The sequence below is a fragment of the Amycolatopsis sp. NPDC051758 genome (assembly GCF_044453095.1).
Classification (GTDB): Bacteria; Actinomycetota; Actinomycetes; order Mycobacteriales; family Pseudonocardiaceae; genus Amycolatopsis.
This window is the reverse complement of sequence record NZ_JBITCJ010000001.1, coordinates 500,705-527,216: the sequence shown is the minus strand read 5'-3', so window position 1 is coordinate 527,216 and position 26,512 is coordinate 500,705. Positions and strand designations below refer to the sequence as shown.

Annotated in this window: 30 protein-coding genes; 8 read left to right on the top strand and 22 right to left on the bottom strand. The window is 70.7% G+C overall.

Features of this window, described 5'->3' with window-relative positions:
* Positions 1-17 precede the first annotated feature (17 nt).
* Together ACIA5G_RS02810 and menD are read right to left on the bottom strand one after the other, a co-directional pair.
* Entirely contained in the window at positions 18-1,535 is a 1,518-nt protein-coding gene (locus tag ACIA5G_RS02810; RefSeq protein WP_395920509.1) for a M1 family metallopeptidase, read from the bottom strand.
* 125 nt (positions 1,536-1,660) lie between these two features.
* Positions 1,661-3,337: a 2-succinyl-5-enolpyruvyl-6-hydroxy-3-cyclohexene-1-carboxylic-acid synthase gene (gene menD / locus ACIA5G_RS02805; RefSeq protein ID WP_395920508.1), complete on the bottom strand. Its 1,677-nt coding sequence runs from the start codon at positions 3,335-3,337 to the stop codon at positions 1,661-1,663.
* A gap of 51 nt (positions 3,338-3,388) precedes the next feature.
* Between menD and ACIA5G_RS02800 the strand changes: the two genes are divergently transcribed.
* The 4 genes from ACIA5G_RS02800 to ACIA5G_RS02785 are packed head-to-tail and all read left to right on the top strand — an operon-like array spanning position 3,389 to position 6,567.
* Positions 3,389-4,312 carry a 1,4-dihydroxy-2-naphthoyl-CoA synthase gene (locus ACIA5G_RS02800; protein WP_395920507.1) on the top strand — a complete coding sequence of 308 codons (924 nt, stop codon included), beginning with the start codon at positions 3,389-3,391 and terminating at the stop codon, positions 4,310-4,312.
* A 1-nt stretch (position 4,313) separates the two neighbouring features.
* Positions 4,314-5,447: an o-succinylbenzoate--CoA ligase gene (gene menE / locus ACIA5G_RS02795; protein WP_395921859.1), complete on the top strand. Its 1,134-nt coding sequence runs from the start codon at positions 4,314-4,316 to the stop codon at positions 5,445-5,447.
* 51 nt (positions 5,448-5,498) lie between these two features.
* On the top strand, positions 5,499-5,645 hold the full coding sequence (locus tag ACIA5G_RS02790; RefSeq protein ID WP_395920506.1) for a hypothetical protein: 147 nt from the start codon (positions 5,499-5,501) through the stop codon (positions 5,643-5,645).
* Positions 5,646-5,694: 49 nt separating this feature from the next.
* Positions 5,695-6,567, top strand: coding sequence for a 1,4-dihydroxy-2-naphthoate polyprenyltransferase (locus tag ACIA5G_RS02785; protein ID WP_395921858.1), 873 nt, complete (start codon positions 5,695-5,697; stop codon positions 6,565-6,567).
* Here ACIA5G_RS02785 and ACIA5G_RS02780 read toward each other — a convergent pair.
* The 3 genes from ACIA5G_RS02780 to ACIA5G_RS02770 are packed head-to-tail and all read right to left on the bottom strand — an operon-like array spanning position 6,564 to position 8,415.
* Positions 6,564-7,646, bottom strand: coding sequence for a PLP-dependent cysteine synthase family protein (locus tag ACIA5G_RS02780; RefSeq protein ID WP_395920505.1), 1,083 nt, complete (start codon positions 7,644-7,646; stop codon positions 6,564-6,566). The genes ACIA5G_RS02785 and ACIA5G_RS02780 overlap by 4 nt on opposite strands.
* Positions 7,643-7,930, bottom strand: coding sequence for a DUF4229 domain-containing protein (locus ACIA5G_RS02775; protein WP_395920504.1), 288 nt, complete (start codon positions 7,928-7,930; stop codon positions 7,643-7,645). Before ACIA5G_RS02775 ends, ACIA5G_RS02780 begins: the two co-directional genes overlap by 4 nt.
* An 11-nt stretch (positions 7,931-7,941) precedes the next feature.
* Positions 7,942-8,415 (bottom strand): Lrp/AsnC family transcriptional regulator, encoded by a 474-nt coding sequence (locus ACIA5G_RS02770; RefSeq protein ID WP_395920503.1) that lies wholly within the window; start codon positions 8,413-8,415, stop codon positions 7,942-7,944.
* Positions 8,416-8,696: 281 nt separating this feature from the next.
* On the opposite strand from ACIA5G_RS02770, the gene ACIA5G_RS02765 reads away from it, so the two are divergent.
* Entirely contained in the window at positions 8,697-8,909 is a 213-nt protein-coding gene (locus ACIA5G_RS02765) for a BldC family transcriptional regulator (RefSeq protein ID WP_072474890.1), read from the top strand.
* 151 nt (positions 8,910-9,060) lie between these two features.
* Positions 9,061-9,246 (top strand): hypothetical protein, encoded by a 186-nt coding sequence (locus ACIA5G_RS02760; RefSeq protein ID WP_395920502.1) that lies wholly within the window; start codon positions 9,061-9,063, stop codon positions 9,244-9,246.
* A gap of 193 nt (positions 9,247-9,439) precedes the next feature.
* Here ACIA5G_RS02760 and ACIA5G_RS02755 read toward each other — a convergent pair whose 3' ends face one another.
* The 8 genes from ACIA5G_RS02755 to hemL form a co-directional block, all read right to left on the bottom strand.
* Positions 9,440-10,786, bottom strand: coding sequence for an AAA family ATPase (locus ACIA5G_RS02755; protein WP_395920501.1), 1,347 nt, complete (start codon positions 10,784-10,786; stop codon positions 9,440-9,442).
* Between the two features lie 76 nt (positions 10,787-10,862).
* Positions 10,863-11,831, bottom strand: a complete 969-nt coding sequence (gene ccsB, locus ACIA5G_RS02750; protein WP_395920500.1) for a c-type cytochrome biogenesis protein CcsB — start codon at positions 11,829-11,831, stop codon at positions 10,863-10,865.
* Between the two features lie 3 nt (positions 11,832-11,834).
* Entirely contained in the window at positions 11,835-13,430 is a 1,596-nt protein-coding gene (locus tag ACIA5G_RS02745) for a cytochrome c biogenesis protein ResB (protein WP_395920499.1), read from the bottom strand.
* Positions 13,427-14,200: a cytochrome c biogenesis CcdA family protein gene (locus ACIA5G_RS02740; protein ID WP_395920498.1), complete on the bottom strand. Its 774-nt coding sequence runs from the start codon at positions 14,198-14,200 to the stop codon at positions 13,427-13,429. The genes ACIA5G_RS02745 and ACIA5G_RS02740 overlap by 4 nt, the downstream gene beginning before the upstream one ends.
* A gap of 120 nt (positions 14,201-14,320) precedes the next feature.
* Positions 14,321-14,689, bottom strand: coding sequence for a hypothetical protein (locus tag ACIA5G_RS02735; RefSeq protein WP_395920497.1), 369 nt, complete (start codon positions 14,687-14,689; stop codon positions 14,321-14,323).
* A gap of 92 nt (positions 14,690-14,781) precedes the next feature.
* The gene (locus tag ACIA5G_RS02730; RefSeq protein WP_395920496.1) at positions 14,782-15,351 is read right to left on the bottom strand and encodes a TlpA family protein disulfide reductase; all 570 of its coding nucleotides are present in this window, start codon (positions 15,349-15,351) and stop codon (positions 14,782-14,784) included.
* The gene (locus tag ACIA5G_RS02725; RefSeq protein WP_395920495.1) at positions 15,348-15,974 is read right to left on the bottom strand and encodes a histidine phosphatase family protein; all 627 of its coding nucleotides are present in this window, start codon (positions 15,972-15,974) and stop codon (positions 15,348-15,350) included. The genes ACIA5G_RS02730 and ACIA5G_RS02725 overlap by 4 nt, the downstream gene beginning before the upstream one ends.
* Positions 15,971-17,272 carry a glutamate-1-semialdehyde 2,1-aminomutase gene (gene hemL, locus ACIA5G_RS02720; protein WP_395920494.1) on the bottom strand — a complete coding sequence of 434 codons (1,302 nt, stop codon included), beginning with the start codon at positions 17,270-17,272 and terminating at the stop codon, positions 15,971-15,973. The genes ACIA5G_RS02725 and hemL overlap by 4 nt, the downstream gene beginning before the upstream one ends.
* Before the next feature lie 62 nt (positions 17,273-17,334).
* Here hemL and ACIA5G_RS02715 point away from each other — a divergent pair, with 62 nt between their 5' ends.
* Complete coding sequence (locus ACIA5G_RS02715; RefSeq protein WP_395920493.1) at positions 17,335-17,811, top strand: TspO/MBR family protein; 477 nt, start codon at positions 17,335-17,337, stop codon at positions 17,809-17,811.
* Here the strand turns inward: ACIA5G_RS02715 and ACIA5G_RS02710 are convergent.
* The 8 genes from ACIA5G_RS02710 to hemB all read right to left on the bottom strand — a co-directional run bounded on the left by ACIA5G_RS02710 (position 17,808) and on the right by hemB (position 24,015).
* Positions 17,808-18,401, bottom strand: coding sequence for a hypothetical protein (locus ACIA5G_RS02710; RefSeq protein WP_395920492.1), 594 nt, complete (start codon positions 18,399-18,401; stop codon positions 17,808-17,810). The two genes, ACIA5G_RS02715 and ACIA5G_RS02710, sit on opposite strands and share 4 nt — an antisense overlap.
* A gap of 10 nt (positions 18,402-18,411) precedes the next feature.
* Positions 18,412-19,614: an ABC transporter permease gene (locus ACIA5G_RS02705; RefSeq protein ID WP_395920491.1), complete on the bottom strand. Its 1,203-nt coding sequence runs from the start codon at positions 19,612-19,614 to the stop codon at positions 18,412-18,414.
* Entirely contained in the window at positions 19,611-20,315 is a 705-nt protein-coding gene (locus ACIA5G_RS02700; protein ID WP_395920490.1) for an ABC transporter ATP-binding protein, read from the bottom strand. The genes ACIA5G_RS02705 and ACIA5G_RS02700 overlap by 4 nt, the downstream gene beginning before the upstream one ends.
* Entirely contained in the window at positions 20,312-21,610 is a 1,299-nt protein-coding gene (locus ACIA5G_RS02695; RefSeq protein WP_395920489.1) for an efflux RND transporter periplasmic adaptor subunit, read from the bottom strand. Before ACIA5G_RS02695 ends, ACIA5G_RS02700 begins: the two co-directional genes overlap by 4 nt.
* A gap of 62 nt (positions 21,611-21,672) precedes the next feature.
* Positions 21,673-22,011, bottom strand: a complete 339-nt coding sequence (locus ACIA5G_RS02690) for a hypothetical protein (RefSeq protein WP_395920488.1) — start codon at positions 22,009-22,011, stop codon at positions 21,673-21,675.
* 13 nt (positions 22,012-22,024) lie between these two features.
* The gene (locus ACIA5G_RS02685; protein WP_395920487.1) at positions 22,025-22,471 is read right to left on the bottom strand and encodes a hypothetical protein; all 447 of its coding nucleotides are present in this window, start codon (positions 22,469-22,471) and stop codon (positions 22,025-22,027) included.
* Complete coding sequence (locus ACIA5G_RS02680) at positions 22,468-23,025, bottom strand: hypothetical protein (protein ID WP_395920486.1); 558 nt, start codon at positions 23,023-23,025, stop codon at positions 22,468-22,470. The genes ACIA5G_RS02685 and ACIA5G_RS02680 overlap by 4 nt, the downstream gene beginning before the upstream one ends.
* Before the next feature lie 18 nt (positions 23,026-23,043).
* A complete protein-coding gene (gene hemB, locus ACIA5G_RS02675) occupies positions 23,044-24,015 on the bottom strand; it encodes a porphobilinogen synthase (RefSeq protein WP_395920485.1) in 972 nt (323 codons plus the stop codon).
* 265 nt (positions 24,016-24,280) lie between these two features.
* Here hemB and ACIA5G_RS02670 point away from each other — a divergent pair, with 265 nt between their 5' ends.
* Positions 24,281-24,862 (top strand): hypothetical protein, encoded by a 582-nt coding sequence (locus tag ACIA5G_RS02670; protein ID WP_395920484.1) that lies wholly within the window; start codon positions 24,281-24,283, stop codon positions 24,860-24,862.
* A gap of 53 nt (positions 24,863-24,915) precedes the next feature.
* Here the strand turns inward: ACIA5G_RS02670 and ACIA5G_RS02665 are convergent, their stop codons facing one another.
* Complete coding sequence (locus ACIA5G_RS02665; RefSeq protein WP_395920483.1) at positions 24,916-26,448, bottom strand: uroporphyrinogen-III synthase; 1,533 nt, start codon at positions 26,446-26,448, stop codon at positions 24,916-24,918.
* Positions 26,449-26,512 lie beyond the last annotated feature (64 nt).

The window sequence follows — 26,512 nt, the reverse complement described above, 5'->3', positions numbered from 1 at the left end:
GAGCGTAGCGGTACTGCTCAGTGCTGGTGCTCCGTGGCGAGATTCCGGTGGTTGGCCTGGATCTGGTCGAACGACTTCGGCTTCACCGAGGCCGCGCGCGCGGTGAAAGCTGCAGGCGAAGCGCCGTTCGGGCCCACCGACGGCTTGCCCGCCGTGTACAGCCAGGTCTGGAACAGCTCGTGCAGCGGCTTGCCCGAAACCTTCTCGGCGAGCGCGATGAACTCGAGGATCCGCCCGTGCGAGCCGCCCTTCTGGGCCTGCCAGGTCTGCAGGATCTTGAAGAACGCCTCGTCACCGACCGCCGTCCGCAGCGCCTGCAGCGTCAGCGCGCCGCGGTCGTACACCGCGTTGTCGAACTGGTTGTCCGCGCCCGGGTCGGCCGGGACGAGCTTCCACAGCGCGGCGTCGGCCGCGTTGGAGTCGTACGTGTACTGCGCGAGCTCGGCGACCGTGCCCTCGCCCTCGTGCTCCGACCACAGCCACTCGGCGTAGGACGCGAAGCCCTCGTTCAGCCAGATGTCGCTCCAGCGGCCGAGCGACACGTTGTCGCCGAACCACTGGTGGGCGTTCTCGTGCGCGATCAGCGTCGTGTTGGAGCCCGCCGCGAAGTTGCGCGCGCCGTACGTGGGCCGGGTCTGGTTCTCCAGCGAGAAGCCGATGCCGGTGGTGACCACGCCGCCCTCGGCCTCGAACGGGTACGGCCCGAACTTCGTCGCCAGGAACGCGTCGATCTCCGGCGTCCGCTCGACGCTGGCCTTCGCCGCGTACAGCGAGTCGCCGAGGTCGCTGCCGTACGCCGACACGAACGGCCGGCCCTCGGGCGTCGTCGACTGGTTGACCTCGTACTTGCCGACGATGAACGACGTCAGGTACGTGGCCTGCTGCTTCGTGCTCCGCCACTGCCAGCGGGTCCAGCCGGCGCGGCTCTTCGTCTTGCGCACGAGGGAGCCGTTGGAGATGGCAACGTTGTCGTCCGGGGCCTCGATCGAGACGTCGTAGGTCGCCTTGTCGGTCGGGTGGTCGTTGGCCGGGAACCACCACGCGGAGCTCTGCGGCTCGTCGATGCCGAGCGCGCCGAAGGAGCCCTTCTTCCAGGCGTTGATGCCGTCGACGGACTCGGTCGACGGGGTGTCCGAGTAGGCGACGACGACCGTCGCGGTCTGGCCCTTGAGCAGCGGCTGCGCCGGCGTGACGACGAGCTCGCCGTTGCCGGTCTGGTTCGTGAACTGCGCGGGCCGGTTGTTCACCAGCACGCTCGACGCCTTGAGCGCGAAGTCCAGGTCGAACCGCGAGAGGTCCTGGGTCGCGGTGAGCAGCAGCGTCGTCGTCCCGGCGAGGACGTCGGTCGCGGGCTGGTAGGTCAGGCGGATGTCGTAGTGCAGCACGTCCGTCCCGCCGTTGCCGGCGTTCGGGTAGTACGAGTCACCGACACCGGGCGCGCCGGGTGCCGGGGCCGCACTGGCGGTGCCGGCGAGCAGCACCGAGGCAACCCCGGCCGCGAGCACACCGAAGCCGGTGCGAGTTCTTGCACGCATTCGAATCCCTCCAACGGGTGAGAATCAGCGCGCTCGAACGTAGCCAGCCAGGAAGCACCCAGGAACAGCCGAAGGGAGGATCTTGCCTGCTGGGATCACACCCGGAAAGCGGTTGACCGCTCCCGTCAGACGGCCGAAACCGCCGTCGACACCGCGGAGCGCAACCGGGCGTGCAGGTCGCGGTGCCGCGAACGGTCCACCCGCACCTCCACCACCCGCAGCCCCGGCGCCGGCCGCAGCGCCGCCTGGAACTCCGTCAACGTCTCCGCGACGACGTGCGGCACGCGATACCCGGCGCACAGCGCGCCCAGGTCCGCCCCGTGCGGTGTCCCGAACACCCGCTCGAAGCTCGCGGAATGCTCCGGCGCGCCCTGCTCCAGCAGCGAAAAGATGCCGCCGCCGTCGTCGTTGCAGACCACGATCGTCAGGTCCGGGCGCTGCTCGGCGGGTCCGGTCAGCAGCCCCGACGCGTCGTGCAGGAACGTCAGGTCACCCAGCAGCGCGTACGACGGGCCGCGGTGGACGTACGCCGCGCCGATCGCCGTCGAGACCGTGCCGTCGATGCCGGCGACCCCGCGGTTGCGGTGCACCAGGACGTCCGGGCGCAGCCGGCCGGCCAGCGCGACGTCGCGTGTGGGGTTGGACGAGCCCACCACCAGCAGCGAGTCCGCGGGCAGCGCGTCCACCAGCTCCGACGCCAGGCGAAGCCCCGAAGGCCACGGCTCCGAATCCAGCACCGACGTGACCGCCGCCGACGCTGCCGCGTCGGCGCGGCGCCAGCTGGCGAGCCACTCCGGGTCGGCGGGCTTGGTCGGCTCGTCGAACCACTGCCCGACCTGCCGGACGTTGTGCGCGGGCGCCGGCCAGTCCGAGTCCGGGCGCACCAGCAGGACCTCGACCGACGCGTCCGAGAGGACGTTCTGGATCTGCCGGAACACCGTCGGCCGGCCCAGGCAGAGCACCTGCTCGGGCTTGTGCCGCTTGATGAACTCCTCGACCCCCAGCAGCCACGCGCCGGACGAGATCGCCGTGCCGCCGGACAGCCCGAGGCCGCCGGTCTCCGAGATCACCGGCCAGCCGTGCTGCTCGGCCCACTCGCTGGCCGCCTGCACGCCGGTGTCACACGCGATGACCAGGCCGTGGCGCGCCGAAGGCACCACGAACGACGGCAGCGCGCCGAAGTCGGGCAGCTCGGTCCAGCGCTCGCCGTCGGGACGGCCTTCGAGCGATTCGTACCATTCGCCGTCGTCGTCCAGATCCGGGACGAGCGGCTCGCGGAACGGGATGTTCAGGTGCACCGGGCCGCAGCGCCACTCGCCGTACGCGGCGTTCCAGGCCCGGCAGATCTGGCTGCGCCAGTACGAGTTCTGCCCGGCGCGGCGCTCGGCGACGGCCAGCTCGTCGAAGTAGCGGATCGCGTTGCCGAACAGCCGGTGCTGGTCGATGACCTGCGACGCGCCGGCCGCGCGCAGCTCGGGCGGCCGGTCGGCGGTCAGCACGATCAGCGGGACGCCGGCGCGGTCGGCCTCCAGCACGGCGGGGTGGAAGTTCGCGGCCGCGGTGCCGGACGTGCACAGCAGGGCCACCGGGCGGCCGGTGCGCGCGGCGATGCCGAGCGCGAGGAAGGCGGCGCCGCGCTCGTCGATGCGGACGTGGAGCTGGAGCTTCCCGGCCGCGGCCGCGTCGTAGAGCGCGATCGACAGCGGCGCGTTGCGGGAACCCGGGCAGAGGATGACGTGCGAGACGGTGTTGCGGACGAGTTCGTCGACGATGACCCTGGCCTGCGCGGTGGAAGGGTTCACCGGCAGGCTCCAGACTGATCGCTTAGGTCCACAGGTTCTATTCTCCCAAACGTGGATGACGCCCGAGTTTCCGAGCTGTTCGACCCCGCCGCGTGGACCGAGGTCGAAGGTTTCGCCTTCACCGACATCACCTACCACCGCTCCGCTGAGAGCCGCGGCGGCAAACGCGTGGTGCGCATCGCGTTCGACCGCCCGGAGGTCCGCAACGCCTTCCGCCCGCACACCGTCGACGAGCTCTACCGGGCCCTCGACCACGCCCGCATGAGCTCGGACGTCGGCTGTGTCCTGCTCACCGGCAACGGCCCGTCGCCCAAGGACGGCGGGTGGGCGTTCTGCTCCGGTGGTGACCAGCGTATTCGCGGACGCTCCGGGTATCAGTACGCGAGCGGCGAGACCTCCGACACGGTGGACCCCGCGCGGGCCGGCCGGCTGCACATCCTCGAGGTCCAGCGGCTGATCCGGTTCCTGCCGAAACCGGTGATCGCGGTCGTGCCGGGCTGGGCCGCGGGCGGCGGGCACTCCCTGCACGTCGTGTGCGATCTCACGCTCGCCTCGGCCGAGCACGCGAAGTTCAAGCAGACCGACGCCGACGTCGGCTCGTTCGACGGCGGGTACGGCTCGGCCTACCTGGCGAAGATGGTCGGCCAGAAGTTCGCCCGCGAGATCTTCTTCCTCGGCCGGGAGTACTCCGCCGAGCAGATGCACCGGATGGGCGCGGTCAACGCCGTCGTCCCGCACGCCGACCTGGAAAAAGAGGCCCTGGACTGGGCGTGGACGATCGCCGGCAAGTCGCCGACGGCGCAGCGGATGCTGAAGTACGCGTTCAACCTCACCGACGACGGTCTGGTCGGCCAGCAGCTGTTCGCCGGCGAAACCACCCGGTTGGCGTACATGCAGGACGAAGCCGTCGAAGGCCGTGACGCGTTCCTGCAGAAGCGCGACCCCGACTTCAAGGACGTCCCTTATTACTACTGAGCTGCGCCCTCTCGAACTCGACGGCTCCCCCGAAGCGCTCGAAGCGCTGAAAAGGGCTGTCGCGGACGCGCTGGGCGGTGGCCCGGCGGTGCTGCCGTTCACCGACCCCGCACTGCGGGACGCGATGGCGCCGGCCGAGCCCGCCGAACCGGACACCGCGGTTGTCATCGCGACCTCGGGTTCGACCGGCGCGCCCAAGGGCGTGCTGCTCTCGGCCCGTGCGCTGACCGCGTCCGCCGAGGCCACGCACGCGCGCCTCGGCGGACCGGGACACTGGCTGCTCGCGACGCCGGCGCACTACATCGGCGGGCTGCAGGTGCTGGTCCGGTCGCTGCTGGCGGGGACCGAACCGGCGTACCTGACCGGCCACGGCTTCCGGCCGGACGACTTCGCCGCCGCAGCGTCGGCCCTGAAGGGCGGCCCGCGGTACACGGCGCTGGTGCCGACCCAGCTCGTCCGGCTGCTCGACGACGGCGGCGCGGGCCTGGCCGCGGCGAAGACGTTCGACGCGATCGTCGTCGGCGCGGCGGCGACGTCGGCCGGGCTGCGGGAGCGCGCCGCCGACGCCGGGGTCCGGATCGTGCCCGCGTACGGCATGAGCGAGACGGCGAGCGGCTGCGTCTACGACGGCTTCCCGCTCGACGGTGTCCGCGTCGACGTCACCGGGGACCGAATCCGCATCGCCGGTGACGTCCTCGCGCACGGCTACCGGCTCCGGCCGGACCTGACCGCGGAGTCGTTCGACGGCGGCTGGTTCACCACGTCCGACCGTGGTGTTCGGCACGAAGACGGCCGCATCGAGGTGCTCGGCCGGGCCGACGACATGATCAACACCGGCGGGGTGAAGGTGTCCGCGAACGCGATCGAGCGGTGCCTCTGCGCGCAGCCGGGTGTGCGTGACGCGTGTGTTGTCGGTGTGCCGGACCCGGAGTGGGGCGAGGCCGTGGTGGCGCTCGTCGTCCCGGAGGGTGAACCTCGTGAAGCGGACGAACTGCGCGCCGCGGTCCGCGCCGAGCTTGGTGCCGCGGCCACGCCGAAGCGCGTCGAGTACGGCGCTGAGCTGCCCCTTCGCGGGCCGGGCAAGATCGACCGGGCGGCGGTGCGGACCCGACTTGCGTCGGGTTTGCGCGGCTGAATGGTGGCAGTTCGTTGACACGCACAGGGTGCGCCCGCTTGGCTACTCACCATGACGCGCTGGATTCGGACTGTTCTCATCAGCACCGCCGTCGCGCTGGGGGTCCTTGCCACCGCTGGTTCGGCGCTGGCCGCCGAAGGCCCCTCGGTCGACCCCAACAGCGGCTCGCTCGTCTGGCAGCTGCCGACCGGCGACTGACTTCCCGGGTTCCCGCTCGACGGTGATCACCATGGCGTTGAATGACGCCATGGCGAGCTTGAGCGAGTGGATCGAGGGGGCCCGGCCGCGGACGCTGCCCAACGCGGTGGCGCCGGTGGTGGCGGGGGTCGGGGCGACGATCGCGCTGGACGCGTTCTCCTGGTGGCGTTCGGTGCTGGCGCTGCTGGTCTCGCTCTCGCTGATCGTCGGGGTCAACTACGCCAACGACTACTCCGACGGCATCCGCGGCACGGACGAGAACCGCGTCGGCCCGCTGCGGCTGGTCGGCTCCGGGGTCGCCGCGCCGAAGGCCGTGCTGACGGCAGCGCTGGTCGCGCTGGGTCTGGCCGGGGTGCTGGGGCTGGTGCTGGTGGTGTCCAGCGGGCACTGGTGGCTGCTGGTGATGGGTGCGCTGTGCATCCTCGGCGCATGGTTCTACACCGGCGGCAAGAAGCCGTACGGCTACTACGGTTTCGGCGAGATCGCGGTGTTCGTCTTCTTCGGTCTGGCGGGCGTGCTCGGCACGGTGTACGTCCAGGCCGGCCGGGTCAGCTGGACGGCGCTGGCGTGCGCGGTCGCCGTCGGCTGCTTCTCGACGGCGGTTCTCACGGCCAACAACCTGCGCGACATCCCGACCGACGTCGAGGCCGGCAAGCGCACGCTCGCCACGCGCCTCGGCGACCGCGGCACGAGGAACCTGTACCTGGTGCTGCTCGTGGTGCCTTATGTGCTCAGCGTGGTCCTGGCGGCCACCGGCCATTGGGCGGCCGGGCTGGCGGTGCTGACCGCCGGCCTGCTCCTGCCCGCGATCGGGGCCGTCCACGGCGGGAAGACCGGGCGCGAGCTGATCCCGGCGTTGCGGGACACCGGCCTGGCGATGCTGGTCTGGGCGGTCGTCACCGCGATCGCGGTGAACCTCTAGCTCTCCGGGACGAACTTCCCGGTCGTCAGGAACTCTTCGAACAACGCGGTGTGCGGCGCGAGGTCAAGACCTTGCTGCTCGAGCCACTCGTCGTCGTAGTAGGTGTGCGCGTACCGCTCGCCGCCGTCGCAGAGGAGCGTGACGACGCTGCCCGCCTGGCCGTCCTCGACCATGCGGGAGATCAGCCGGAACGCGCCGTAGAGGTTGGTGCCGGTGGAGCCGCCCGCCCAGTGCCCGGTGCGCTCGCGCAGCAGCCGGATCGCGGCCAGCGAACCGGCGTCGGGAATCTGGAACATCTCGTCGATCACGCCGGGCACGAACGACGGTTCGCAGCGCGGGCGCCCGATGCCCTCGATCCGCGACGGCATGCCGGTTGCGTAGTCCAGCGCGCCGGTTTCCCAGGCGCCGTAGAACGACGAGTTCTCCGGGTCGACCACGCAGACCTTCGTCGTGTGGCGCTTGTAGCGCACGTACCGGCCGAAGGTCGCGCTGGTGCCGCCGGTGCCCGCGCCGACCACGATCCAGCTGGGCACCGGGTGCCGCTCGGAGCGCATCTGCGCGAACACCGACTCGGCGATGTTGTTGTTGCCGCGCCAGTCCGTCGCGCGCTCGGCGTAGGTGAACTGGTCGAGGTAGTGGCCGCCGCACTCGGCCGCGAGCCGCTCCGCCTCGGGGTACATCGCCGGCGCCTGGTCGACGTAGTGGCACTCACCGCCGTAGAACTCGATGAGCGCGATCTTCTCCTTGCTCGTGCGCCGCGGCACCACGGTGATGAAGCGCAGGCCGAGCATGCGGGCGAAGTACGCCTCGGAGACCGCGGTGGAGCCGCTGGACGCCTCGACGAGCACGGTGTCCGGCCCGATCTGGCCGTTGACCAGCCCGTACAGGAACAGCGACCGCGCCAGCCGGTGCTTCAGCGAGCCGGTCGGGTGGACGGACTCGTCCTTGAGGTAAAGGTCGATGCCCCATTCCGGGGGCAGCGGGAAGACGTGCAGGTGTGTGTCGGCGCTGCGGTTGGCGTCGGCCTCGATGATCCGGACGGCTTCGCGCACCCAGCTGCGGCTGTGCAGGCGGCTCATTCCGGCTGACCGGACGCGTCACCCCGGAGCTGGGCGCGCAGCTGCGCACGGGCCCGGGCGCGCTTCTCGTTGCGCTTCGCCAGGCCGGCCGTGACGCGGGCGTTGAGCGAGCGGAACAGCAGCAGCCCCAGCGGCAGCCCGACGACCAGCCCGATCAGCAGGGCGACCAGCAGCGGCACGTTGGCCAGGGTCAGCACCCACGCGATCACCCCGACCAGCACGAACCGCGCCAGCAGGTACAGCGTCAGGTCACGGGGCAGGTTGCCGGCCTTCACGTCGCTCACATCAACGCAGGTTACGCCCCACCTGCCCGGTCCTTCTGCAGGCCCGCGTTGTTCGGGCGGCCCTCGAAGCGCGTCGAGAGCACGACGGTGGTGTTCGTCCGCCCGACGCCGGGGATGCGCCGGAGCCGGCCGAGCGTGCGTTCCAGCTCGTCGACGGTCGACACGCGCACCTTCACGACGAACGCTTCGTCGCCGGCCACCGCGTAGCAGCTCTCGACCTCGTCGAGGGCGGCGAGCGCATCGGCGACGTCGTCCTCCGTGGCGGTGTCGGTCGGGTGGATGCTGACGAGGGCGGTCACGCCGAGGCCGACCGAGCTCGGGTCGACCACCGCGTGGTAGCCGGTGATCACGCCCGCGGCTTCCAGCTTGCCCACCCGTTCGTGCACCGACGACGCGGACAACCCGACGGCCCGCCCGAGGTCGGCGTAAGTGGCCCGTCCGTTGATGCGCAACGCTGCGATGATCTTCCGGTCCAACTGATCCACGGCATCACTCTATGCGGTTGGACAATCCCCCATTGGCACCACGCCTCGCGGCCGATGACCGGGCGGATTTGCATCCGGGCACGTCAGGTGACCAAGAGGATAGTTGCACACCGTAAGCAACCTGTCCGTTTTGACCTTTAAGGGCTCTTTACTCTTGGACAACCGTTCGAGTACCTGACGGGTGAAGTGCAACGATTGCCGCGTTGGCTACCCCGGCGCGACGGGCCAGAAGGGCCCGGATTGCCTCCGGTATAGCAGTGAGGTCGTTAAGGAGGCGGAAAATGACCGCGACGATGGGCGGACGACTGCTCACCCCTGGCGAGGTGGCAGCGCTGTTCCGGGTGGACCCGAAGACCGTGACGCGGTGGGCGACGGCGGGCCGGATCGGCTCGATCCGGACCCCGGGCGGGCACCGGCGGTTCCGGGAGTCCGAGGTGAACGAGCTCCTCGCCGAGCTGACCACCGACGCCAGCGAACCGGCGCGCAAGGCCTGAACCATCCGGACACCGGGGCCGTGTCGGGTACGGGGAACTCCCCCACCCGCGCGGCCCCGTTCGTGTTTTGGGTGTCACTCCGCAACACGGGTTCGGGCCGAAACCCGGCCGAAGCGGTTAACCTCGTGGGACCCACACGGAAGGATCCGGCATGCTCGCTCTGCTCGCGGCGGTCGGCGCGCTGGTCGTCGCCCTGCTCCTGTGGCGGTCGTTCGCCGGTCAGCGGGTCGGGGTGCCCTCGACCCCGCGCCGCGCCCCGATCGCCCCGGACGACGACCCCGACTTCCTGCGCCAGCTGGCCGAACAGCAACGCAAACGCCGGGACGACGACCTCTGACGCGCCGAAGGCCACCTCCGGGAGCGAATCCCGATGGTGGCCTTCCGTGCGCTTTACCTACCGATAGCCGGGCCCCGCGTGATCAGGCCCGGAACTCACGTGATTCCCGCCGGAACTCGCGTGATCCGAGCCGGAACTCGCGAGATACGGCCTCAATCACGCCAGTGACGGCCCTGATCACGCCGGAACCGGCTTAGCGGTAGCCCTGTGAGAGTGGGGTCGCGAAGCCATCTGCCACGGTCGCTGCCAGGTCCAGCAGGGCCAGGCGGGTGTCACCGGACAGGCGGTCCAGCTCGATCTCCGCGCCTTCCTCCAGGTGCGGGTCGAACGGCACCTTGCAGACTGCCCGGACCTTCGCGCCGAAGTGGGCCGACAGCTTGTCGAGGTCGACCGAGCCGCCCTTGGGGCGGACCGAGTTGATCACCGCCACCGAGCGCTTGACCAGCTCGCCGTAACCGTGGGCCTCGAGCCAATCCAGGGTCGCCGAGGCGCTCCGGGCGCCGTCGACCGAACCCGACGACACCACGACCAGCGCGTCCGCGACGTCCAGGACGCCCTTCATCGCCGAGTGCATCAAGCCGGTGCCGCAGTCGGTGAGCACGATGTTGTAGAAGTGCTCGAGCAGGTTGACCGTGCGCCGGTAGTCGTCCTCCGAGAAGGCCTCCGAGACGGCCGGATCCTGCTCGCTGGCGAGGATTTCCAGCCGGCTGGCGCCCTGGGACGTGTACGACCGGACGTCGCTGTAGCGCGTGATGCGGGCCGCGTCGCGCAGGAGGTGGCGGACCGTCGCCGTCGTCTCCAGCGGGAGCTTCTGCGACAGCGTGCCGCGGTCCGGGTTGGCGTCCACCGCCACCACGCGGTCACCGCGCAGCGAAGCGAACGTCGCGCCCAGCGTCGTCGTCACCGTGGTCTTGCCGACGCCGCCCTTCAGCGACAGCATCGCGATCTTGTAGCACCCGCGCAGCGGCTGGTTGACCCGCGCGATGAGGTCACGGCGCTGCGTGTCGGCCGGGCTCTCGCCCGGGTTGACCAGCTTCCCGGTGCCGACGTAGACGGCCTTGCGCCAGCCCGACTGCGGCGGCCGCTTCACCTGCTTGACCAGGTGCGCGGTCGACAGGTCGTGGCCGTGGCCCGGCTGCTGCGGCGCCGCGTGCCGCCCGCCCTGGGGCTGCGGCAGACCCGAACCCTGCTGAGGCTGCTGCGGGTACTGGGCCTGCGCCTGGGCGTACTGCTGCTGCGGCTGCAGCGGCGGCAGGTTCTGGTCGTAGCCGTACTGGGGTCCCGAACCGCCCGGCACCTGGTGCGGCCCCGAGACGGCCGGGTTCGGCACCTGGTGCGGCCCGGACACCGCCGGGTTCGGCGGCGGCGCGACGGCCTGGGTCGGCTGCACGTCGAACGCGCCCGAGGTGTCCGGGTGCGGGTGTGAGTCCGTCCGGTCGTCGGCGAACAGCCCGCCCGCCGCTTCAGGCTGCTGCGGGGCAGCAGCCGGCTCGGCCTGTTCGGGGTGGCCAGGAGCCGATTCTTCGCTGGGTCCGGTCACCGGTGTAAACCTCCGCGCACTCCGCCGACATCGCTCTCCCCTGAAGACGACGGTAGTCGGCGTACCCGCGGGTTGCTCAGCCCACCCCGGCGTAGGAGTGCAAGCCCGCCGTGACGAGGTTCACGAAGAAGAGGTTGAAGATGATCGCGGCGAACCCGACGATGTTGATCGCCGCGGCCCGGGCCCCGCGCCAGCCCGCGGTGGCGCGGGAGTGCAGGTAGGCCGCGTAGACCACCCAGGCGATGAACGCGACGGTCTCCTTGGGGTCCCAGCCCCAGAACCGGCCCCACGCCGACTCGGCCCAGACGGCGCCGCAGAGCACACCGAAGGTGAACACCGGGAAGGCGAAGATCGTCGTCCGGTAGGCGATCCGGTCGAGGACGTCGGCCGCGGGCAGCTTCGAGGCGAAGCGCGCGAACTTCGTGTTGTCCTTCTCGTAGGCCGCGCGGAACAGGTAGAGCACGCTCGCCACACCCGGCACCAGGAAGACGCCGGAGCCGATGATGGCCGCCGAGACGTGGATGACCAGCCAGTACGACTGCAGCGCGGGCTGCACCGGCGCCGCGATCGTGTAGAGCAGCGTGCCGTTGATGAACATCAGGATCACGACGGGCAGCAGCAGGAAGCCGGTGAGGTGCCGGACCGGGAACTTCCACATCACGATCACCCAGGTGACCACCGTGATGAAGGTGACCGCCATGCCGTACTCGTACATGTTGCCCCACGGCGCGCGGTGCACGGCGAGCCCGCGCAGCACGATCGCCGACAGCTGCAGCAGCACGCCGAGCACCAGCAGCGCCGCGCCCATCCGGCCGATCCGCTCGGGGCGGCCGACCTCGCGCTGCGCGGCCTGGACCTCCTCGATCGGCGGTCCGCCGGCGCCGACGAGCTCACGCGCCCGCAGCTTCGCGCGCTCGGTGGCGAGCCGGCCCTTCGCGCCGAAGCCCTGCTCGATCAGGGAGAACATCAACGCGACGACGTAGATCGCCGCGGCCGTCGTGTACAGCCAGTCGCTGTACTGGGACAACGTCTCGTTGATCGGCATGCCTCAGCCCTTCTGACCACTGATCAAGCGTTCACTGATCCGGTGGAACTCTTCGCCGTACCCCGCCTGGTCGGTGCGGGCCAGCCCGGCGACCTCGATGACGGTACCCGGGTCGTCCTCGGTGCCCGGCTTCACCCGGACCCACAGCCGACGCCGCTTGACCAGCAAGGACGCGCCGAGTCCGACGAACATCGAGATGGCGAACCCGAGCACGAAACCCTGCGTCGGGTCGTGGGAGACCTGCAGGGAGACCCAGTGGTTGACGCCGTCGAAGCGGATCTTCGTGCCGTCGTCGAGCTTGATCTCCTGGCCGACCTTCATGTTCTCGCGGGCGATCTTCTTCAGCCTGCCGTCGTCGACCAGCGACTGGTCGATCTCGAACACGGACTGGCCGCGCCCGGCGTCGAGCCCGAGGTCGCCGCGCATGATGTCGACGGCGACGGCGGGGTCCTTCAGCTCCGGCGCCGCCGACGTCAGGACGTTGCCGTGCAGGAACGACGTCGGCGCGAACAGGCCGGTGATGGCCAGCTGGCGGGTCCGCCGCTGCACCTCGTCGGTGACGCCGGGCTGGTCGAACTTCGTCGCGCCCTCGGCGAGCATCGTCGTCGGGTCGACCGTGCGCCACTGGGTGTTCTGGGTGCGCTTGTCGCCGTTGGGGAAGGTCACCGTGAACTGCGGCGAGTAGCCCTGGCCGAGCAGGTAGACGCGGTCGCCGGCGGTGCGCAGCGGCGAGTTGACCTCGAGGCCGTACGGGCGCCAGGTGTTCGTCTCGAGGTCCTGGCCGGACTGGTACTCGATGTTCGAGTGGTAGTACTCCGGCTCGCCGGCCGGGGTGTACCGCACGGTGAAGTCGTTGACCTTCACGCAGAACGGGTCGAGGTCGGTGCCGTCGACGCGCAGGCCCGCGTTGAAGGAGTCGTAGTTGTAGATGCCGGAGTTGCAGAAGCTGTCGCCGTCGGCCTGGACGATGACCTGGCCTTCGTAGCCGTACAGCTTGCCCAGCGCGAAGAACACGATCAGGCCGAGCATGCTGAAGTGGAAGATCAGGTTGCCGGTCTCGCGCAGGAACCCGCGTTCGGCGGAGATGGTGCGGACGCCGTCGGCCTCTTCACGCTCGACGCGCCGCCAGCCGGACAGCTGCTTGTGGACGGCGGCGACCTCGGCGGAGACGTCGGACTTGCCGCGGCCGAGCCGGTAGTGCGGCATCCGCGCGAGGTTGCGCGGGGTCAGCACCGGCTTGGCGCGCATCGCCTTGACGTAGTCGAAGCTGCGCGGTGTGAGGCAGCCGACCAGCGAGATCATCAGCAGCAGGTAGATGGCCGAGAACCAGATGCTGGAGTAGACGTCGTAGAACTCGAGCTTGTCGAGCAGCGTGCCCCACCAGCCGTGGGCGCTGATGTACTCGTCGACCTTGGGGGCGTTGAGCTTCCGCTGCGGCAGCAGCGCGCCGGGCAGCGCGGCCAGGGCGAGCAGGAACAGCAGGACGAGCGCGGTGCGCATCGACGTCAGGCCGCGCCAGGTGTTGCGGACGAAGGCGAAGGTGCGCTTGGCGGGGGTGGGCCCCTTCGGTGCCGCAGGCGGGGCTTCGGTGGTTGTCACAGCGGCAGCTCCAGGGTCCCCGTGAGCTCGTTGCGGAGGAAGCCCATCAGGTCTCCCCAGACGCCGGTGACCAGCAGGATCCCGACGACCATCAGCAGCGCGCCGCCGAAGATCTGCACGTGGCGGCCGTGCCGGCGCACCCAGTCGGTGGCCCGGACGGCCCAGCGGGCGCCGAGCGCGATGAGCAGGAACGGCACCCCGAGGCCGAGGCAGTAGACGGCGATCAGCAGGTAACCGCGGGCGGCGGCGCCGCCGGTCGCGGTGGCCAGCGACATGACGGCGGAGAGCGTCGGGCCGATGCAGGGTGTCCAGCCGAGGCCGAAGACCGCGCCGAGCAGCGGGGCGCCCCAGACACCGCCGCCGGGCACGCGGTGCGAGCGGAACTCGCGCTGCAGGCCCGGGATCCAGCCGAGGAACACCAGCGCCATCGCGATGGTGAGGACACCGCCGACGCGCTGCAGCAGGTCCTGGTTGAGGGTGAGCGTTTCGGCCAGCCAGACCAGGGTGCCCAGGGTGGCGACGAACACGACGGTGAACCCGAGCACGAACAGCAGCGCCGCGCCGAGAACGGCCCAGCGGCCCTGCTTGCGTTCTTCGTCGGCGCTGACCGCCGGCGCGTCCGCGCCGACGAGCGCCGCGAGGTACGCGAGGTACCCCGGCACCAGCGGCACCACGCACGGCGAGGCGAAGGAGATCGTTCCGGCCAGCAGCGCGACGCCCGCGGCGAGCAGCAGCGGTCCGGAGATCGCCAGCTCGGTAACGGAGTTCACGGGATTGAGGGTAGGCAGTGAGGTCCCGGTGAGAACTCCGGGGCCGGTTCACAGGACCTCGGTCACAGCAGTTCAGGACCTTCGTCCCGCTCGTCCGGACCGGACGAGCGGGACACCCGGTCAGAAGTGGAGTTCGCCGCCGCCGGCGAACACCCCGTTCACGCTGGGGCCGTAGTTGCCGTACTCCCCCGTGTTGAGCTCGGACTGGCCGTTGCTGGTGACCGTCTCGTACGTCGTGTACGGGTAGCAGCAGCTGCCGATCGACAGCTTGTCGCCGTACCGGGCGCCGGACAGGTTCGCGTGCACCTGGTTGTTGGCGGAGTTCAGCCACAGGCGCAGCGTGCGGCCGTAGCCGCTCTTCTCCTTGAGCACCGTGAACCCCTGGACCGACACCGGCGCCGCCGAGACCGGCGCCGCCGAGGCGGGCACCGAGACCGTGGTGACCGCGGCGGCGGCGATCAGCGTGGCGGCCGCAAACTTCTTGAGCAAGAGAATCTCCCCCTGGTCAGGTCGAAATGATCATGGGGGAATCTAGCCGAAGAACCGCGCAAGCCGGTTAAATCCCGGCAAAAGCCCCTCGATCAGGCTTCCTTCTCCAGCCGCTGGGTCACCGGCAGCAGGTCCTGGGCCAGCACCGGCCGCAGGAACACCGCCGCGACGCGGTGCTGTTTGTCCAGCACGATCGTCGACGGGATGATGTTGCGCGGGTAGCCGCTCAGCTTGAGCAGCACCCGGCCGTCCGGGTCGTAGATCGACGGGTACGTCAGCTGCCGGTCGCGGACGAAGTCCTGCGCCACCTCGCGCGCCGGGTCGCGGACGTCGATGCCTACCACCTGGACACCCGGGGCCTGCTTCGCGAGCGACTCCAGCTCCGGGACCTCCGTGCGGCACGGGCCGCACCACTGGCCCCACAGGTTCAGCACCACGACCTTGCCGGGGAAGTCGGCCAGCGACAGCTGCTTGCCCTCGTTCATCAGGTCGTCCCCGGCGAGGACCGGCGCGGTCTGGCGCTGGGCGAGGTCGTAGGTGATGTCGACCTGGCCGCCCGGGGAGACGAAGCTGAAGCTGCTCCCCTGCACCACCGCGTCCTTGCCGGCGCTGCACCCGGTGACCAGGCCGAGCACGGCGAGCGTGACGAGGAGCCGTTTCATGCCCCGGTCACCTTCGGGTCGGTGGTGCCCGCGGGCTCGCTGTAGACGATCTCGCGCAGCTCGTCACCGTCGAAGACGAGGCTGGTCAGCGACGCCAGCGAGCACTGGCGGCGCCGCGGGTCGTGCCACAGCTTCTTGCCCTCGAGGAACCGGCGGAGCGTCCAGATCGGCAGCTGGTGCGACACGCACAGCGCCTCGTGCCCGTCGGCCGCCTCGCGCGCCCGGTGGACCGCGCCGAGCATGCGGTGCGCGATCTCGAGGTAGGGCTCACCCCACGACGGCTTGAACGGGTTGACCAGCTTGGGCCAGTGCTTCGGCTCCCGCAGCGCGCCGTCGCCGACCGCGACGTGCAGGCCCTCGAACTGGTTGCCGGCCTCGATCAGGTCCGGGTCGGTCGTGATGTCGAGCCGGTGCGCCGCGGCGATCGGGGCCGCCGTCTCCTGCGCCCGCTGCAGCGGCGACGCGACGACGTGCACGAGGTCGTGGCCCGCGACGGCCTCGGCGACCGTGAGCGCCTGACGCTGCCCGCGCTCGGAAAGCCGGTAGCCCTCGAGACGCCCGTAGAGGATCTTCTCGGGGTTGTGGACTTCGCCGTGCCGCAGCATGTGGACGACGGTGGTCACTGGACCGCCTCCGCCGCCGCGCGCGCCGCCGCCGGCAGGGCCGCTTCGATCACCGAGAACGCTTCGTCGTCCATGGCCGCGTTGACGAACCAGGCCTCGTACGCGCTCGGGGGCGCGTACACGCCTCCGTCGAGCAACGCGTGGAAGAACGGCGGGAAGCGCCACGTCTCGGACGCCTGCGCGCCGGCGTAGTCGCGTACCGGCTTCTCACCGAAGAACACGCTGACCAGGTTGCCCGCGTACTGGACGTTGTTCGCGACCCCGGCGGCGCTCAGCTCGCGGCGGAAGAGATCACCGAGGCGCTTCGCGTTGGCGTCGAGCGCCGCGTACACGGCGTAGTCGGCCGCACGCAGCGTCGCGAGGCCCGCGGCGACCGCGACGGGGTTCCCGGAGAGCGTCCCGGCCTGGTAGACCGGCCCGCCCGGGGCGAGCTTGGCCATGATGTCGGCGCGGCCGCCGAAGGCCGCGGCGGGCAGCCCGCCGGACATCACCTTGCCGAACGTGTACAGGTCGCCGGCCACCCCTTCGAGGCCGAACCAGCCCGACCGCGAGACGCGGAAGCCGGTCATCACCTCGTCCATGACCAGCAGCGCGCCGTGCTCGTGGGCCAGGTCGCGCAGGCCGGCGTTGAAGCCCTCGTCCGGCGCGATCGCACCCATGTTGCCGGCCGCGGCCTCGGTGATCACCGCGGCGATCTCGCCCGGGTTGTCCACAAAGGACTGGCGGACGGCGTCGAGGTCGTTGTAGGGCAGCACGATCGTGTCCGCGGCCTGGGCGCCGGTGACCCCGGGCGACGTCGGCAGCCCGAGCGTCGCGACGCCGGAGCCGGCCTGCGCGAGCAGCGCGTCGACGTGACCGTGGTAACAGCCGGCGAACTTCACGATCTTCGCCCGGCCGGTGAACCCGCGGGCCAGCCGGATCGCGCTCATCGTGGCCTCGGTGCCCGAGTTGACCAGCCGCACCTGCTCGACCGGCTCGACCCGGCCGATGATCTCCTCGGCCAGCTCGACCTCGCCGATGGTCGGCGTGCCGAACGACAGCCCGGACGTCGCCGCCGCGCGCGCCGCCTCGACCACCGCCGGGTGCGCGTGGCCCAGGATCATCGGACCCCAGGAAGACACCAGGTCGACATAGCGGTTCCCGTCGGCGTCCCACAGGTGCGGGCCCTCGCCGCGGACCATGAACCGCGGGGTGCCGCCGACCGAGTTGAACGCCCGGACCGGCGAGTTCACCCCGCCCGGGACGGCCGCCTTCGCGCGTTCGAACCATGCTTCCGACTGCTCGGTTCCAGTGCTCACCTGCCCAGTCTCGCAAACGCGCCTAGGATGGCCGGACGCCGCCCGGGGAGGGGAACAAACCGGTGACCGAACGTGAGTCACAGCGCAACCCGTGGCTGGTGCTGACCGGCTTCGTCGGCGTCGTCGCCGTGGTGGCCGTGGTCGGCGCACTGGCCGCGGCCTCGGCGAAGGACGTCTACGCCCGGCTCGAACTGCCGTCCTGGGCGCCGCCCGCGTCGCTGTTCGGTCCGGTGTGGACGGTCCTGTACCTGATGATCGCCCTGGCCGGCTGGCTGTACTGGCGCACGGACGGCGAAACCCAGGGGTTCGCCGCGTACGGCATCGGTCTGCTGGCCAACCTGCTGTGGACGCCGTTGTTCTTCGAGGGCGGCGCGGCGCGGCTGGCGCTGGTGGACATCGTCCTGCTGGACGTCGTCGTGGTCGTGACGATCGTCCTGTTCGCGCGCCGGTCGAAGCTCGCCGCCGCGCTGCTGGTGCCCTACCTCGCCTGGGTCGGCTACGCGACCGCGCTCAACGGCGCGATCATCGCCCTCAACTAGCGGCCGGCCTGCTGGGTGATGGCCTGCGCGGCCACCGTCCCGTCGTCACCCGCCTGCCCCTGGACGACGACCGTCGAGCCCGGCTTGAGGTCGGAAAGCTTGCCCTGCTGGGTCACGCCGACCGTGGTCGAGTCCGAAGTGGACACCTTGACGTCGGCGCCCTGCGCGGTCTTCACGTAGACCGTGGTGCCGTCGACGCGGTCGACCGTGCCGGTGGTGCCGCGGCCGCCGGCGCCGCGGAAGCCGCCGCCCTGCTGGCCGGTGCCGCCGGTCTGGGCCTGCTGACCGCCGGCCTGCCGCGTGGGCGCCGAAGAGGTCGAGGAGCCGAACGCCGCGTGTGTCCAGGCGCCGCCGCCGAACGCGACCGCGAGCACGACCAGCCCGGCCAGCACCAGCGTCGTGCGGGAAAACGGCTTCGCGGCCCGGCGCATTTCGGCGTTCAAGTCACCGTCGACCGCCGGGCTGGCGACGATCTGCTCGGGCGTCGGCTCCGGAGCGCCGCTTTCCCGGGTAAGTGCCGACAGGGGCAGCTCGGCCGTCGGCTCGTCCCCCGGTGCCGAACCCGGCGGGGTCGTCGTGGACGAAGACATCAAGAACTCCTTATTCGTGGCGCAGGGCGTCGATGGGCCGCAGCTTGGCGGCCCGGTTCGCCGGGAAACTGCCGAAGAACAGCCCGATCAGGGCGGACACCGCGAAGGCGAGCAGGATCGACGAAGGCACCACGACCGGTTTGATCCCGGAGATGGTGAACTCGCTGCCGATCAGCCCGATCGCGACGCCGAGCAGCCCGCCGAACAGGCTGAGGATGGTCGCTTCGGCGAGGAACTGGCCGAGGATGGCGGCGCGCGGGGCGCCGATGGCCTTGCGGATGCCGATTTCGCGGATCCGCTCGGTCACCGTGACGAGCATGATGTTGGTGACGCCGATCCCGCCGACCAGCAGCGAGATCGCCGCGACCGCGGCCAGCAGCACGGTGAACGTCTCGGTCGCCGACGTCCGGGTCGCGAGCAGCTCCTCGGAGTTCTGGATCTGGTAGTCGGCGGTGCCGCCGAGCCGGATGCCGTGCCGCGCGTTGAGGATCGCGGTGATCTCCGACTGGGCCAGCGAGACGGCGTCCGCGCTGGTGGCCTGGACGGCGATCTGGCTGAGGCTGCCGTAGCCGGCCAGGGAGTTCTGCACGGCCGAGATCGGCGCGATCGCGACGTCGTCGGCGTTCTGCAGCCCGGTGCTGCCCTTGGCCTGCAGCACCCCGACCACGGTGAACTGGATGCTGTTCAGCAGCACGTTCTTGCCGACCGCGTCGGCCGCGCCGAAGATCGACTCCGCCGTGGTCGGGCCGAGCACCACGACCTTCCGCGCGGCCGTGACGTCCTCGGCGGTGAACAGCTGTCCTTGCGCGAGCTCGCGGTTGGTCGTGGTGAAGTACGCCGGTTCGGTGCCCGCGACGGTCGAGATGTCGTACGACGTCTGCCCGTAGGTCGCGGTCGCCGTGGTGTTCACCACCGGCGACGCGGCTTTGACGTCGGGCGCGCCGACCGGGTCGACGAGCGCGTGTGCGTCCTGCACGGTCAGCGGCCGCGCCGACGCGCCCTGCCCGCCGCCGCGCGCCGGGGAGACGTTGACCACGTTGGTGCCCAGGCCCTGGATGCTGGCCGCGATGGCCGCCGACGCGCCGTTGCCGACCGCGACGAGCAGGATCACCGCCGCCACGCCGATGGTGATGCCGAGTGTGGTGAGCGCCGAGCGCAGCTTGTTCGCGGTGAGCCCGCGCACGGCGAAACGCAGGACTTCGAAGAAGTTCACGAGACCGCCCCCACCGCGCGGGTGACGTCATCCGACACGATCAGCCCGTCGTCGACCCGGACGACGCGGTGCGCGTGCGCGGCGACCTCGTCCTCGTGCGTGATCACCACGATGGTGCGGCCGAGCCGGTTGAGCCGGTCGAAGACGCCGAGGACGTCGGCGGTGCTGCGACGGTCGAGGTTGCCCGTCGGTTCGTCGGCCAGCAGCATCGCCGGGCCGGTGACCAGCGCCCGCGCCACCGCGACGCGCTGGACCTGCCCGCCGGAAAGCTCGCTGGGCAGGTGCTTGGCCCGGTCGGACAGCCCGACCATCTCGAGCGCGGCGAGCGCGCGGCGCCGCCGTTCCGACCGGCGGAGTCCACTGTAGACGAGCGGAAGTTCCACATTGGACAGCGCGGAGGTCCGCGGCACGAGGTTGAACGACTGGAAGATGAACCCGATCTTCCGGTTGCGCAGCAAGGCCAGCTGCCGCTCGTTGAGCTTGCCCACCCCGAAGCCGTCCAGCAGGTACTGGCCGGACGTCGGGACGTCGAGGCAGCCCAGCATGTTCAGCAGGGTCGACTTGCCCGAGCCCGACGCGCCCATGATGGCGACGTACTCGCCGGGCCACACGGTGAGGTCGACCCCACGCAGCGCGTGCACCGCCGTCTCGCCGGCGCCGTAGGTCTTGCGCAGCCCGGAGACCGCGATGACCGGGTTCACCCGCGGCCGCCGAAACCGCCGCCGGCGCCGGTGCCCGTGCCGCGCTGGCCGCCGCCGGGGAAGCCCCCGGTCCCGCCGCCGGGGAACCCGCCGGTGCCACCCGTCCCGCCGGTCCGGCCCGTGCCGCCGGTGGTCCCGGTCGAGGCGGTCGCGGTCAGCACGACGTTCTCGCCCTCGGTCAGCCCGGAGGTGATCTGGACGGTCGACTCACCGCGGATGCCGACCTGCACCTGGCGGGTGACGTTCTGGCCGTTCTCCTGCACGGTGACGACGTTGGTGCTGCCGGCCGTCGTCACGGCCGCGGCCGGCACGCTCAGCGCGTTCTCCGCTTCGGCGACGGTGATCACGACGCTGGCGGACTGGCCGGGTCGCAGCCCGTCCGGCGGGTCGGTCAGCGCCAGCTGCGCGCCGTAGGACACCACGCTGCCGCTGGTGGTCGGGGTGAGGTTGATGCTCGAAACGGTCGCCTGCACCGGCTTGTCGGGCAGCGCGTTGAGTGTCACGGTGGCCTTCTGGCCCGCCTTGACCTTGCTGACGTCGATCTCGGCGACCGAGGTGTTCACGACCAGGCCGGACATGTTCGTGATGGTGATGAACCCGCTGCTGCCGGTGCTGGACGACGACGTCGCGGCGCTGGAGTTCGACGAGCCCTGCCCGCCCTGACCGCTGCCGGTGCTCGACGTCGACTGGGCACTGCTGCTCGACGAGCCGCTGGAGGACTGCTGCCCGACCGAGCCGTTGACCGCGGTCACCGTGCCGGCGCCGGGTGCGTAGAGCGTGGTGTTGTCGAGGGTTTCCTGCGCGGTCTGGACGTCCAGCTCGGCCTGGTCCAGCTTCGCCTGCGCCGAGGTGACGCTGTTCGCGGCGGACTGCGTGCTGTTCTGGCTGTTCTGGCCGGTCGCCGGGGTGTCTTCGGCGTCCTCGGCGCTGTCCAGGCTGTCCTGCGCCACCGAAAGGTTCGCCTTCGCGACCTGAAGCTGCTTCGCCGCCTGCGTGCTGTCGACGGTCGCGAGCTTCTGGCCGGCGCTCACGACGTCACCGACCTTCACGTCGATCGAGGTGACCTTGCCGGCCGTCGCGAAGTTCGCCGCGCCCGTGTAACTACTGGCGAGGGTCCCGGCGGCGGAAATGGTCTCGGTGACCGTGGCCCGGCGCACCGGCGTGCTGCGCGACTGGGCCTGCGCCGTGTTCGGTTCGGGGCTGAACGCCTGGTATATCCCGAATCCGGCTCCGGCCAGCAGTACGACCAGAGCACCGTTGATCACCCATGCCTTCGAGGCACGCACGCGCGTCATGCGGCAACTCTGGGACCGCCGCTTAGCAATTGACTGTTGGTTGCCTGTGCGGGAGCTGTGTATCAGTCCTTGCCGGAACGGTGCCGCGCACGGACCGCGAGCGACACCTGACGCACCGCGTCGACCAGCAGGATCGCGGCCAGCGTGCCGAGCCCGATGGCCGCGGCGAGCAGCCCGCCGAAGTACCGGTGCGACTCGAGCACGGCGCCGTCGTCGGTGCGGGTGACCACGGTGGCGGCGCCGCTGTGCCAGCACGCGTAGGCGGCCCAGCCGGCCAGCACGGCGAGCACGACCTCCACGACGGCGACCAGCGTCCGCCACGGCTTGTGCAGCCGCGCGGTCGGGCCGGGTTCTTCCGGCGGCCAGAGCTCGGCGCCGGTGGGCTGCGGAAGGTCGATCACAGCAGGGATTTTCTCATGCTTCGCGCGGTGTCGCCCGGACGAGCCGGTCGAGCGCGTCCTGCAGGGCCTCGACGTCCTTCGCCCACGCCAGCACAACAGTGCCGTCGGTGAGCTTCACCGGCAGCGAGTCGTACTTGCGCGGCACCGACCAGCCGCCGCCCAGGACGCGCGCGCCGACCGGCGTGCCGACGTCGGTGACCTCGGCGAGCTGGTCCGCCGGCACGCTCTCGCGGCCCTGGCGCAGCTGCTTCGTCGTGACTTCGAGGGAGAGGAACCGGCGCCGCGCGTACACCCACGGGACGGTGATGACACACAGGCCGAACCCGACCATCAGCCAGCCCACGACGTGCACCGGGCCGCCGGTGGCGAGCTCCGCGAGGGCGCCGGCCAGCGCGAACACCGGGCCCCAGACGATCGCGGCCCAGCTCACCCCGGATTCGGCGTAGAGCCGGTCACTCACGGCTTCTTGCCGACCTTCGGGAAGTAGCCGGCCACCGACGGCAGGTACATCAGGATGAGCGCAATGACGAACAGCAGCACTGCGACGAGCGTCAGGTAGTTGATGATCGGCGCGATCACCATGATCAGCAGCACCATGACGACCGGCAGGATGGTCAGCACGGTGCGGGCCGAGCGGGTGCCTTCGCGGGCCTTGTACGCGAAGAGCAGGAACAGCAGCGTGAACACGATCGCGCCGCCGAGCAGGTACCACAGCAGCGCCGTGATCCCGTCCGCGATCATCTGCGGCGTGATCTTCGGGTCGGTGGTGCCCTTGACGTACTGGTCGATGACGGCGGACTTGCTGGTCAGCAGCTGGACGTAGCTGAGGATCAGCACCACACCGCCGGCGAGCCACAACCAGAACGACAGGGCCACCGGCTTCGGCGGGTTCGCCTTCGGCGCGCTCTCGCCGGGCAGCACCGGGTCCGGCGAAAGGCCTCGCTTACGACGTTCGTCGTCGGTGAGACCGCTGAGGTCGCCGGTGTCAGCTCGTTCGAAGTCACTGTCCGCCACGCGGGTGAATATAGCCGGTCAGTCCAGCCAGGCAGCGGCTTCGGCGGCCCAGTAGGTGAGGATCATGTCGGCGCCGGCCCGGCGGATCGAAGTGAGCACCTCGAGCACGGTCCGTTCGCGGTCCAGCCAGCCGTTCGCCGCGGCGGCCTCGACCATCGCGTACTCGCCCGAGATGTTGTACGCCGCCACCGGCACCGGGGAGATGTCCGCGGCCGCCTTGAGGACGTCCAAATAGGACAGCGCGGGCTTGACCATGATCATGTCCGCGCCCTCGGCGAGGTCGAGCTCGATCTCGCGCAGCGCCTCGCGGGCGTTGCCCGGGTCCTGCTGGTAGGTCTTGCGGTCACCCTTGAGCTGCGAGTCGACGGCCTCGCGGAAGGGGCCGTAGAACGCGCTGGCGTACTTCGCGGCGTAGGCGAGGATGGCCTTGTCGCTGTGCCCGACCTCGTCGAGCGCCCGGCGGATGACGCCGATCTGGCCGTCCATCATCCCGGACGGCCCGAGCACGTGCGCCCCGGCTTCCGCCTGCGCGACGGCCATCTCGGCGTAGATCCGGAGGGTGGCGTCGTTGTCGACCGCGCCGTCGGCGTCCAGGACACCGCAGTGACCGTGGTCGGTGAACTCGTCGAGGCAGGTGTCGGCCATCAGCACGGTGGCGTCACCGAGCTCGTGCCGCAGGTCGCGCAGGGCGACGTTGAGGATGCCGTGCTCGTCGACGGCTCCCGTGCCCTCGGCGTCACGGGTCTCGGGAATGCCGAAGAGCATCAGCCCACCGACCCCGGCGTTGACCGCGTCGACGGCGGCCTTCCGCAGGGTGTCGCGGGTGTGCTGCACGACGCCCGGCATGCTCGAAATCGGCCGCGGCTGGTCAAGCCCTTCGGCGACGAACATCGGGAGGATCAGCTGGCGTGGCCGCAGCGTCGTCTCACCCACCAGCCTGCGCATGGCCGGGGTGGTGCGAAGCCTGCGGGGACGATGCTCTGGGAACACCCCTCCAAGTTACTCCCGCCCTGCTCCCCGGCGTTCCGCAAGGGTGCTCAGCGGCACCTTCCGCTCGGTGAGTGACCGCGGATCGACCCGCGGGGCCGAACACCCAGCTCACCGAGAGTGCCGAGGAACTGGTGGAGGGACTGACTGCGTGTGGCCGCGGGTGGCAGCCGACCGCGGGGAGGGCCGCTCAGAAGGCGTAACGGAGAGCTGACCCGTGTGGCGTCTGCGACACAAAGAGGCACGTCAAGCTCTCGCGGGAGGCCCGATGACTTGGCCGGATTTCGGCAATCTTCCCGAGTGGATCGCAGCGGGAGCTTCGATCGGAACACTGGCCGTCGCGTTTTTCGCAGCCCAGGCCGCGTTCAAACAAGTCAGGGAGGCGAGGGCTCTCCGCGAAGAACAGGCCCGGCCATTCGTGGTCGTCGACTTCGACCTCAACCCACAGGACACCTTCTTCTTCGACATCGTGGTGAAGAATGTCGGCGCGACGCTTGCATCCAACGTCCGAATCACCTTCGACCCGCCTATCGCGAGCACTCTGGATGACTCGGAGCAGCCGATCAGGGCGTGGTCCTGGTTCCACGACGGATTTCCCACCATCCCACCGGGCAAGGAATACCGGGCCATTTTCGACAACACCGCAGCGCGCTACCAGCGCACGGACCTGCCTCGTCGCTACGACGTGACGATCGAACACGATGGCCCCACCGGCCGGGAGCAGCCACTGAAGCAGACCCTTGACCTCGGCGTTTACTACAACGGCAGCGTCAACGCGCTGTACGGCACGCACCACATCGCCAAAGCACTCCGCGCCTGGGTGAAGGCCCAAGGCGTCAACGGGTTCTGAAGCAGTGAAGGCCGCCCCGGCGAACCGGGGCGGCCTTCACGGACCTACGAACCTCAGGAGCGGCGCGCCCGCTTCGCCTTCCGCGGCGGCGGCAGCGCACCTTCCGCACGAAGCCGCGCGGCGTGCTCGGCCAGCGCGTCCACCAGGTGCGGCACGTCCGCCTTCTCCGGCTGGACGTCGACGCGGAGCCCGAACTCGACCGCGGTCTCCGCGGTCTTCGGGCCGATGCACGCGACCAACGTGCGGGTGTGCGGCTTGCCGGCGATGCCGACCAGGTTCCGCACGGTCGAGGACGAGGTGAAGCAGACCGCGTCGAAACCGCCGGTCTTGATCATCTCGCGGGTCTCGGCGGGCGGCGGCGCGGCCCGGACGGTCCGGTAGGCCGTCACGTCGTCGATCTCCCAGCCGCGTTCGCGCAGGCCGGCCGACAGGGTCTCGGTGGCGATGTCGGCCCGCGGCAGCAGCACGCGGTCGACCGGGTCGAGCACGTCGTCGTACGGCGGGAACTCGGCCAGCAGGCCTTCCGAAGACTGCTCACCCGAGGGGACCAGCTCCGGGATGATGCCGAACGAGCGCACCTTCGCCGCGGTGGCCGCGCCGACGCAGGCGATCTTCACGCCGGAGAACGCACGAGCATCGAGCCCGAACTCCTCGAACTTCTCCCACACCGCGCGGACCGCGTTGGTGGAGGTGAAGACGATCCACTGGTAGCGGCCGTCGACCAGGCCCTTGACCGAACGCTCCATCTGCGCCGGGCTGCGGGGCGGCTCGACCGAAATGGTGGGCACCTCGTGCGACGTCGCGCCGTGGCCGCGCAGGCGCTCGGCCATCTCGCCGGCCTGCTCCTTGGTGCGCGGCACCAGGACCTTCCAGCCGTACAGCGCGCGCGACTCCCACCACGACAGCTTCGAGCGCTGCCCGGCGGCCTGGCCGATCGTGACGATCAGCGGCCCGACGAGCTCACCCGCGTCGTTGGCGACCTTCTCGAGCGTGGTGTCGAGGGTGCGCTGGGTGTTGATGGTGCCGTTCGCGGTGACCGCGACCGGGGTCGACGACGGCAGGCCGTGGCCGGTGAGCGCCGAAGCGGCCTCGGCCAGGTGGGCCGACGTCGCGTGCAGCACCAGCGGGCCGGGCGAAGCCGCCAGCGCCGCCCAGTCGACGTCGCCGCGGACGTCGACCTCGACGTGCGTGCCGCCCAGCGCGACACCCGCGTACGCGGGGACGGCCGCGCCCGGGGAAACGCCCGGGATGACGTCGAACACGGCGCTGGTGCGCGCGACCGCCTGCACCTCGGCCACCACGGCCGGGGTGGTCAGCGGGTCGCCCGCGACCAGGCGCAGCACCAGGCGGCCGGCCTTGGCCTCGGCGGTGAGGTCCTTGGCGACCTCGGTGGCCTCGCCGACGGCGGGCCGCACCTCGGCGCCCTCGGCCGCCATGGCCAGCACGGCCTGCGGCACGTCGGGGTCGGTCACCACGACCTCGGCCTTGGCGAGCAGTTCCTGGGCACGGACCGTGAGCAGGCCGGCGTCGCCGGGCCCGGAGCCCACGAACGCTACGCGCCCGGTGGTCTTTCGCGCGGGGGTCATCTGTGCGTTTCTCCTCTTGCGGCGGCCGTGCGGGATCGCACGGACGCAGGTCTCCTACGTCTTT

What these genes read in the sequence shown, in the direction of transcription:
- ACIA5G_RS02780 (WP_395920505.1), bottom strand. Translation starts at nt 7,646, where the DNA reads ATGAGCCGCCTGCACAGCCGCAGCTGGGTGCGCGAAGCCGTCCGGATC.
- ACIA5G_RS02760 (WP_395920502.1), top strand. Translation starts at nt 9,061, where the DNA reads ATGCTCGCTCTGCTCGCGGCGGTCGGCGCGCTGGTCGTCGCCCTGCTC.
- ccsB (WP_395920500.1), bottom strand. Translation starts at nt 11,831, where the DNA reads ATGCCGATCAACGAGACGTTGTCCCAGTACAGCGACTGGCTGTACACG.
- ACIA5G_RS02785 (WP_395921858.1), top strand. Translation starts at nt 5,695, where the DNA reads ATGGCGAGCTTGAGCGAGTGGATCGAGGGGGCCCGGCCGCGGACGCTG.
- ACIA5G_RS02730 (WP_395920496.1), bottom strand. Translation starts at nt 15,351, where the DNA reads ATGAAACGGCTCCTCGTCACGCTCGCCGTGCTCGGCCTGGTCACCGGG.
- ACIA5G_RS02695 (WP_395920489.1), bottom strand. Translation starts at nt 21,610, where the DNA reads ATGACGCGCGTGCGTGCCTCGAAGGCATGGGTGATCAACGGTGCTCTG.
- ACIA5G_RS02710 (WP_395920492.1), bottom strand. Translation starts at nt 18,401, where the DNA reads ATGTCTTCGTCCACGACGACCCCGCCGGGTTCGGCACCGGGGGACGAG.
- ACIA5G_RS02810 (WP_395920509.1), bottom strand. Translation starts at nt 1,535, where the DNA reads ATGCGTGCAAGAACTCGCACCGGCTTCGGTGTGCTCGCGGCCGGGGTT.
- ACIA5G_RS02765 (WP_072474890.1), top strand. Translation starts at nt 8,697, where the DNA reads ATGACCGCGACGATGGGCGGACGACTGCTCACCCCTGGCGAGGTGGCA.
- ACIA5G_RS02665 (WP_395920483.1), bottom strand. Translation starts at nt 26,448, where the DNA reads ATGACCCCCGCGCGAAAGACCACCGGGCGCGTAGCGTTCGTGGGCTCC.
- ACIA5G_RS02670 (WP_395920484.1), top strand. Translation starts at nt 24,281, where the DNA reads ATGACTTGGCCGGATTTCGGCAATCTTCCCGAGTGGATCGCAGCGGGA.
- ACIA5G_RS02790 (WP_395920506.1), top strand. Translation starts at nt 5,499, where the DNA reads ATGACGCGCTGGATTCGGACTGTTCTCATCAGCACCGCCGTCGCGCTG.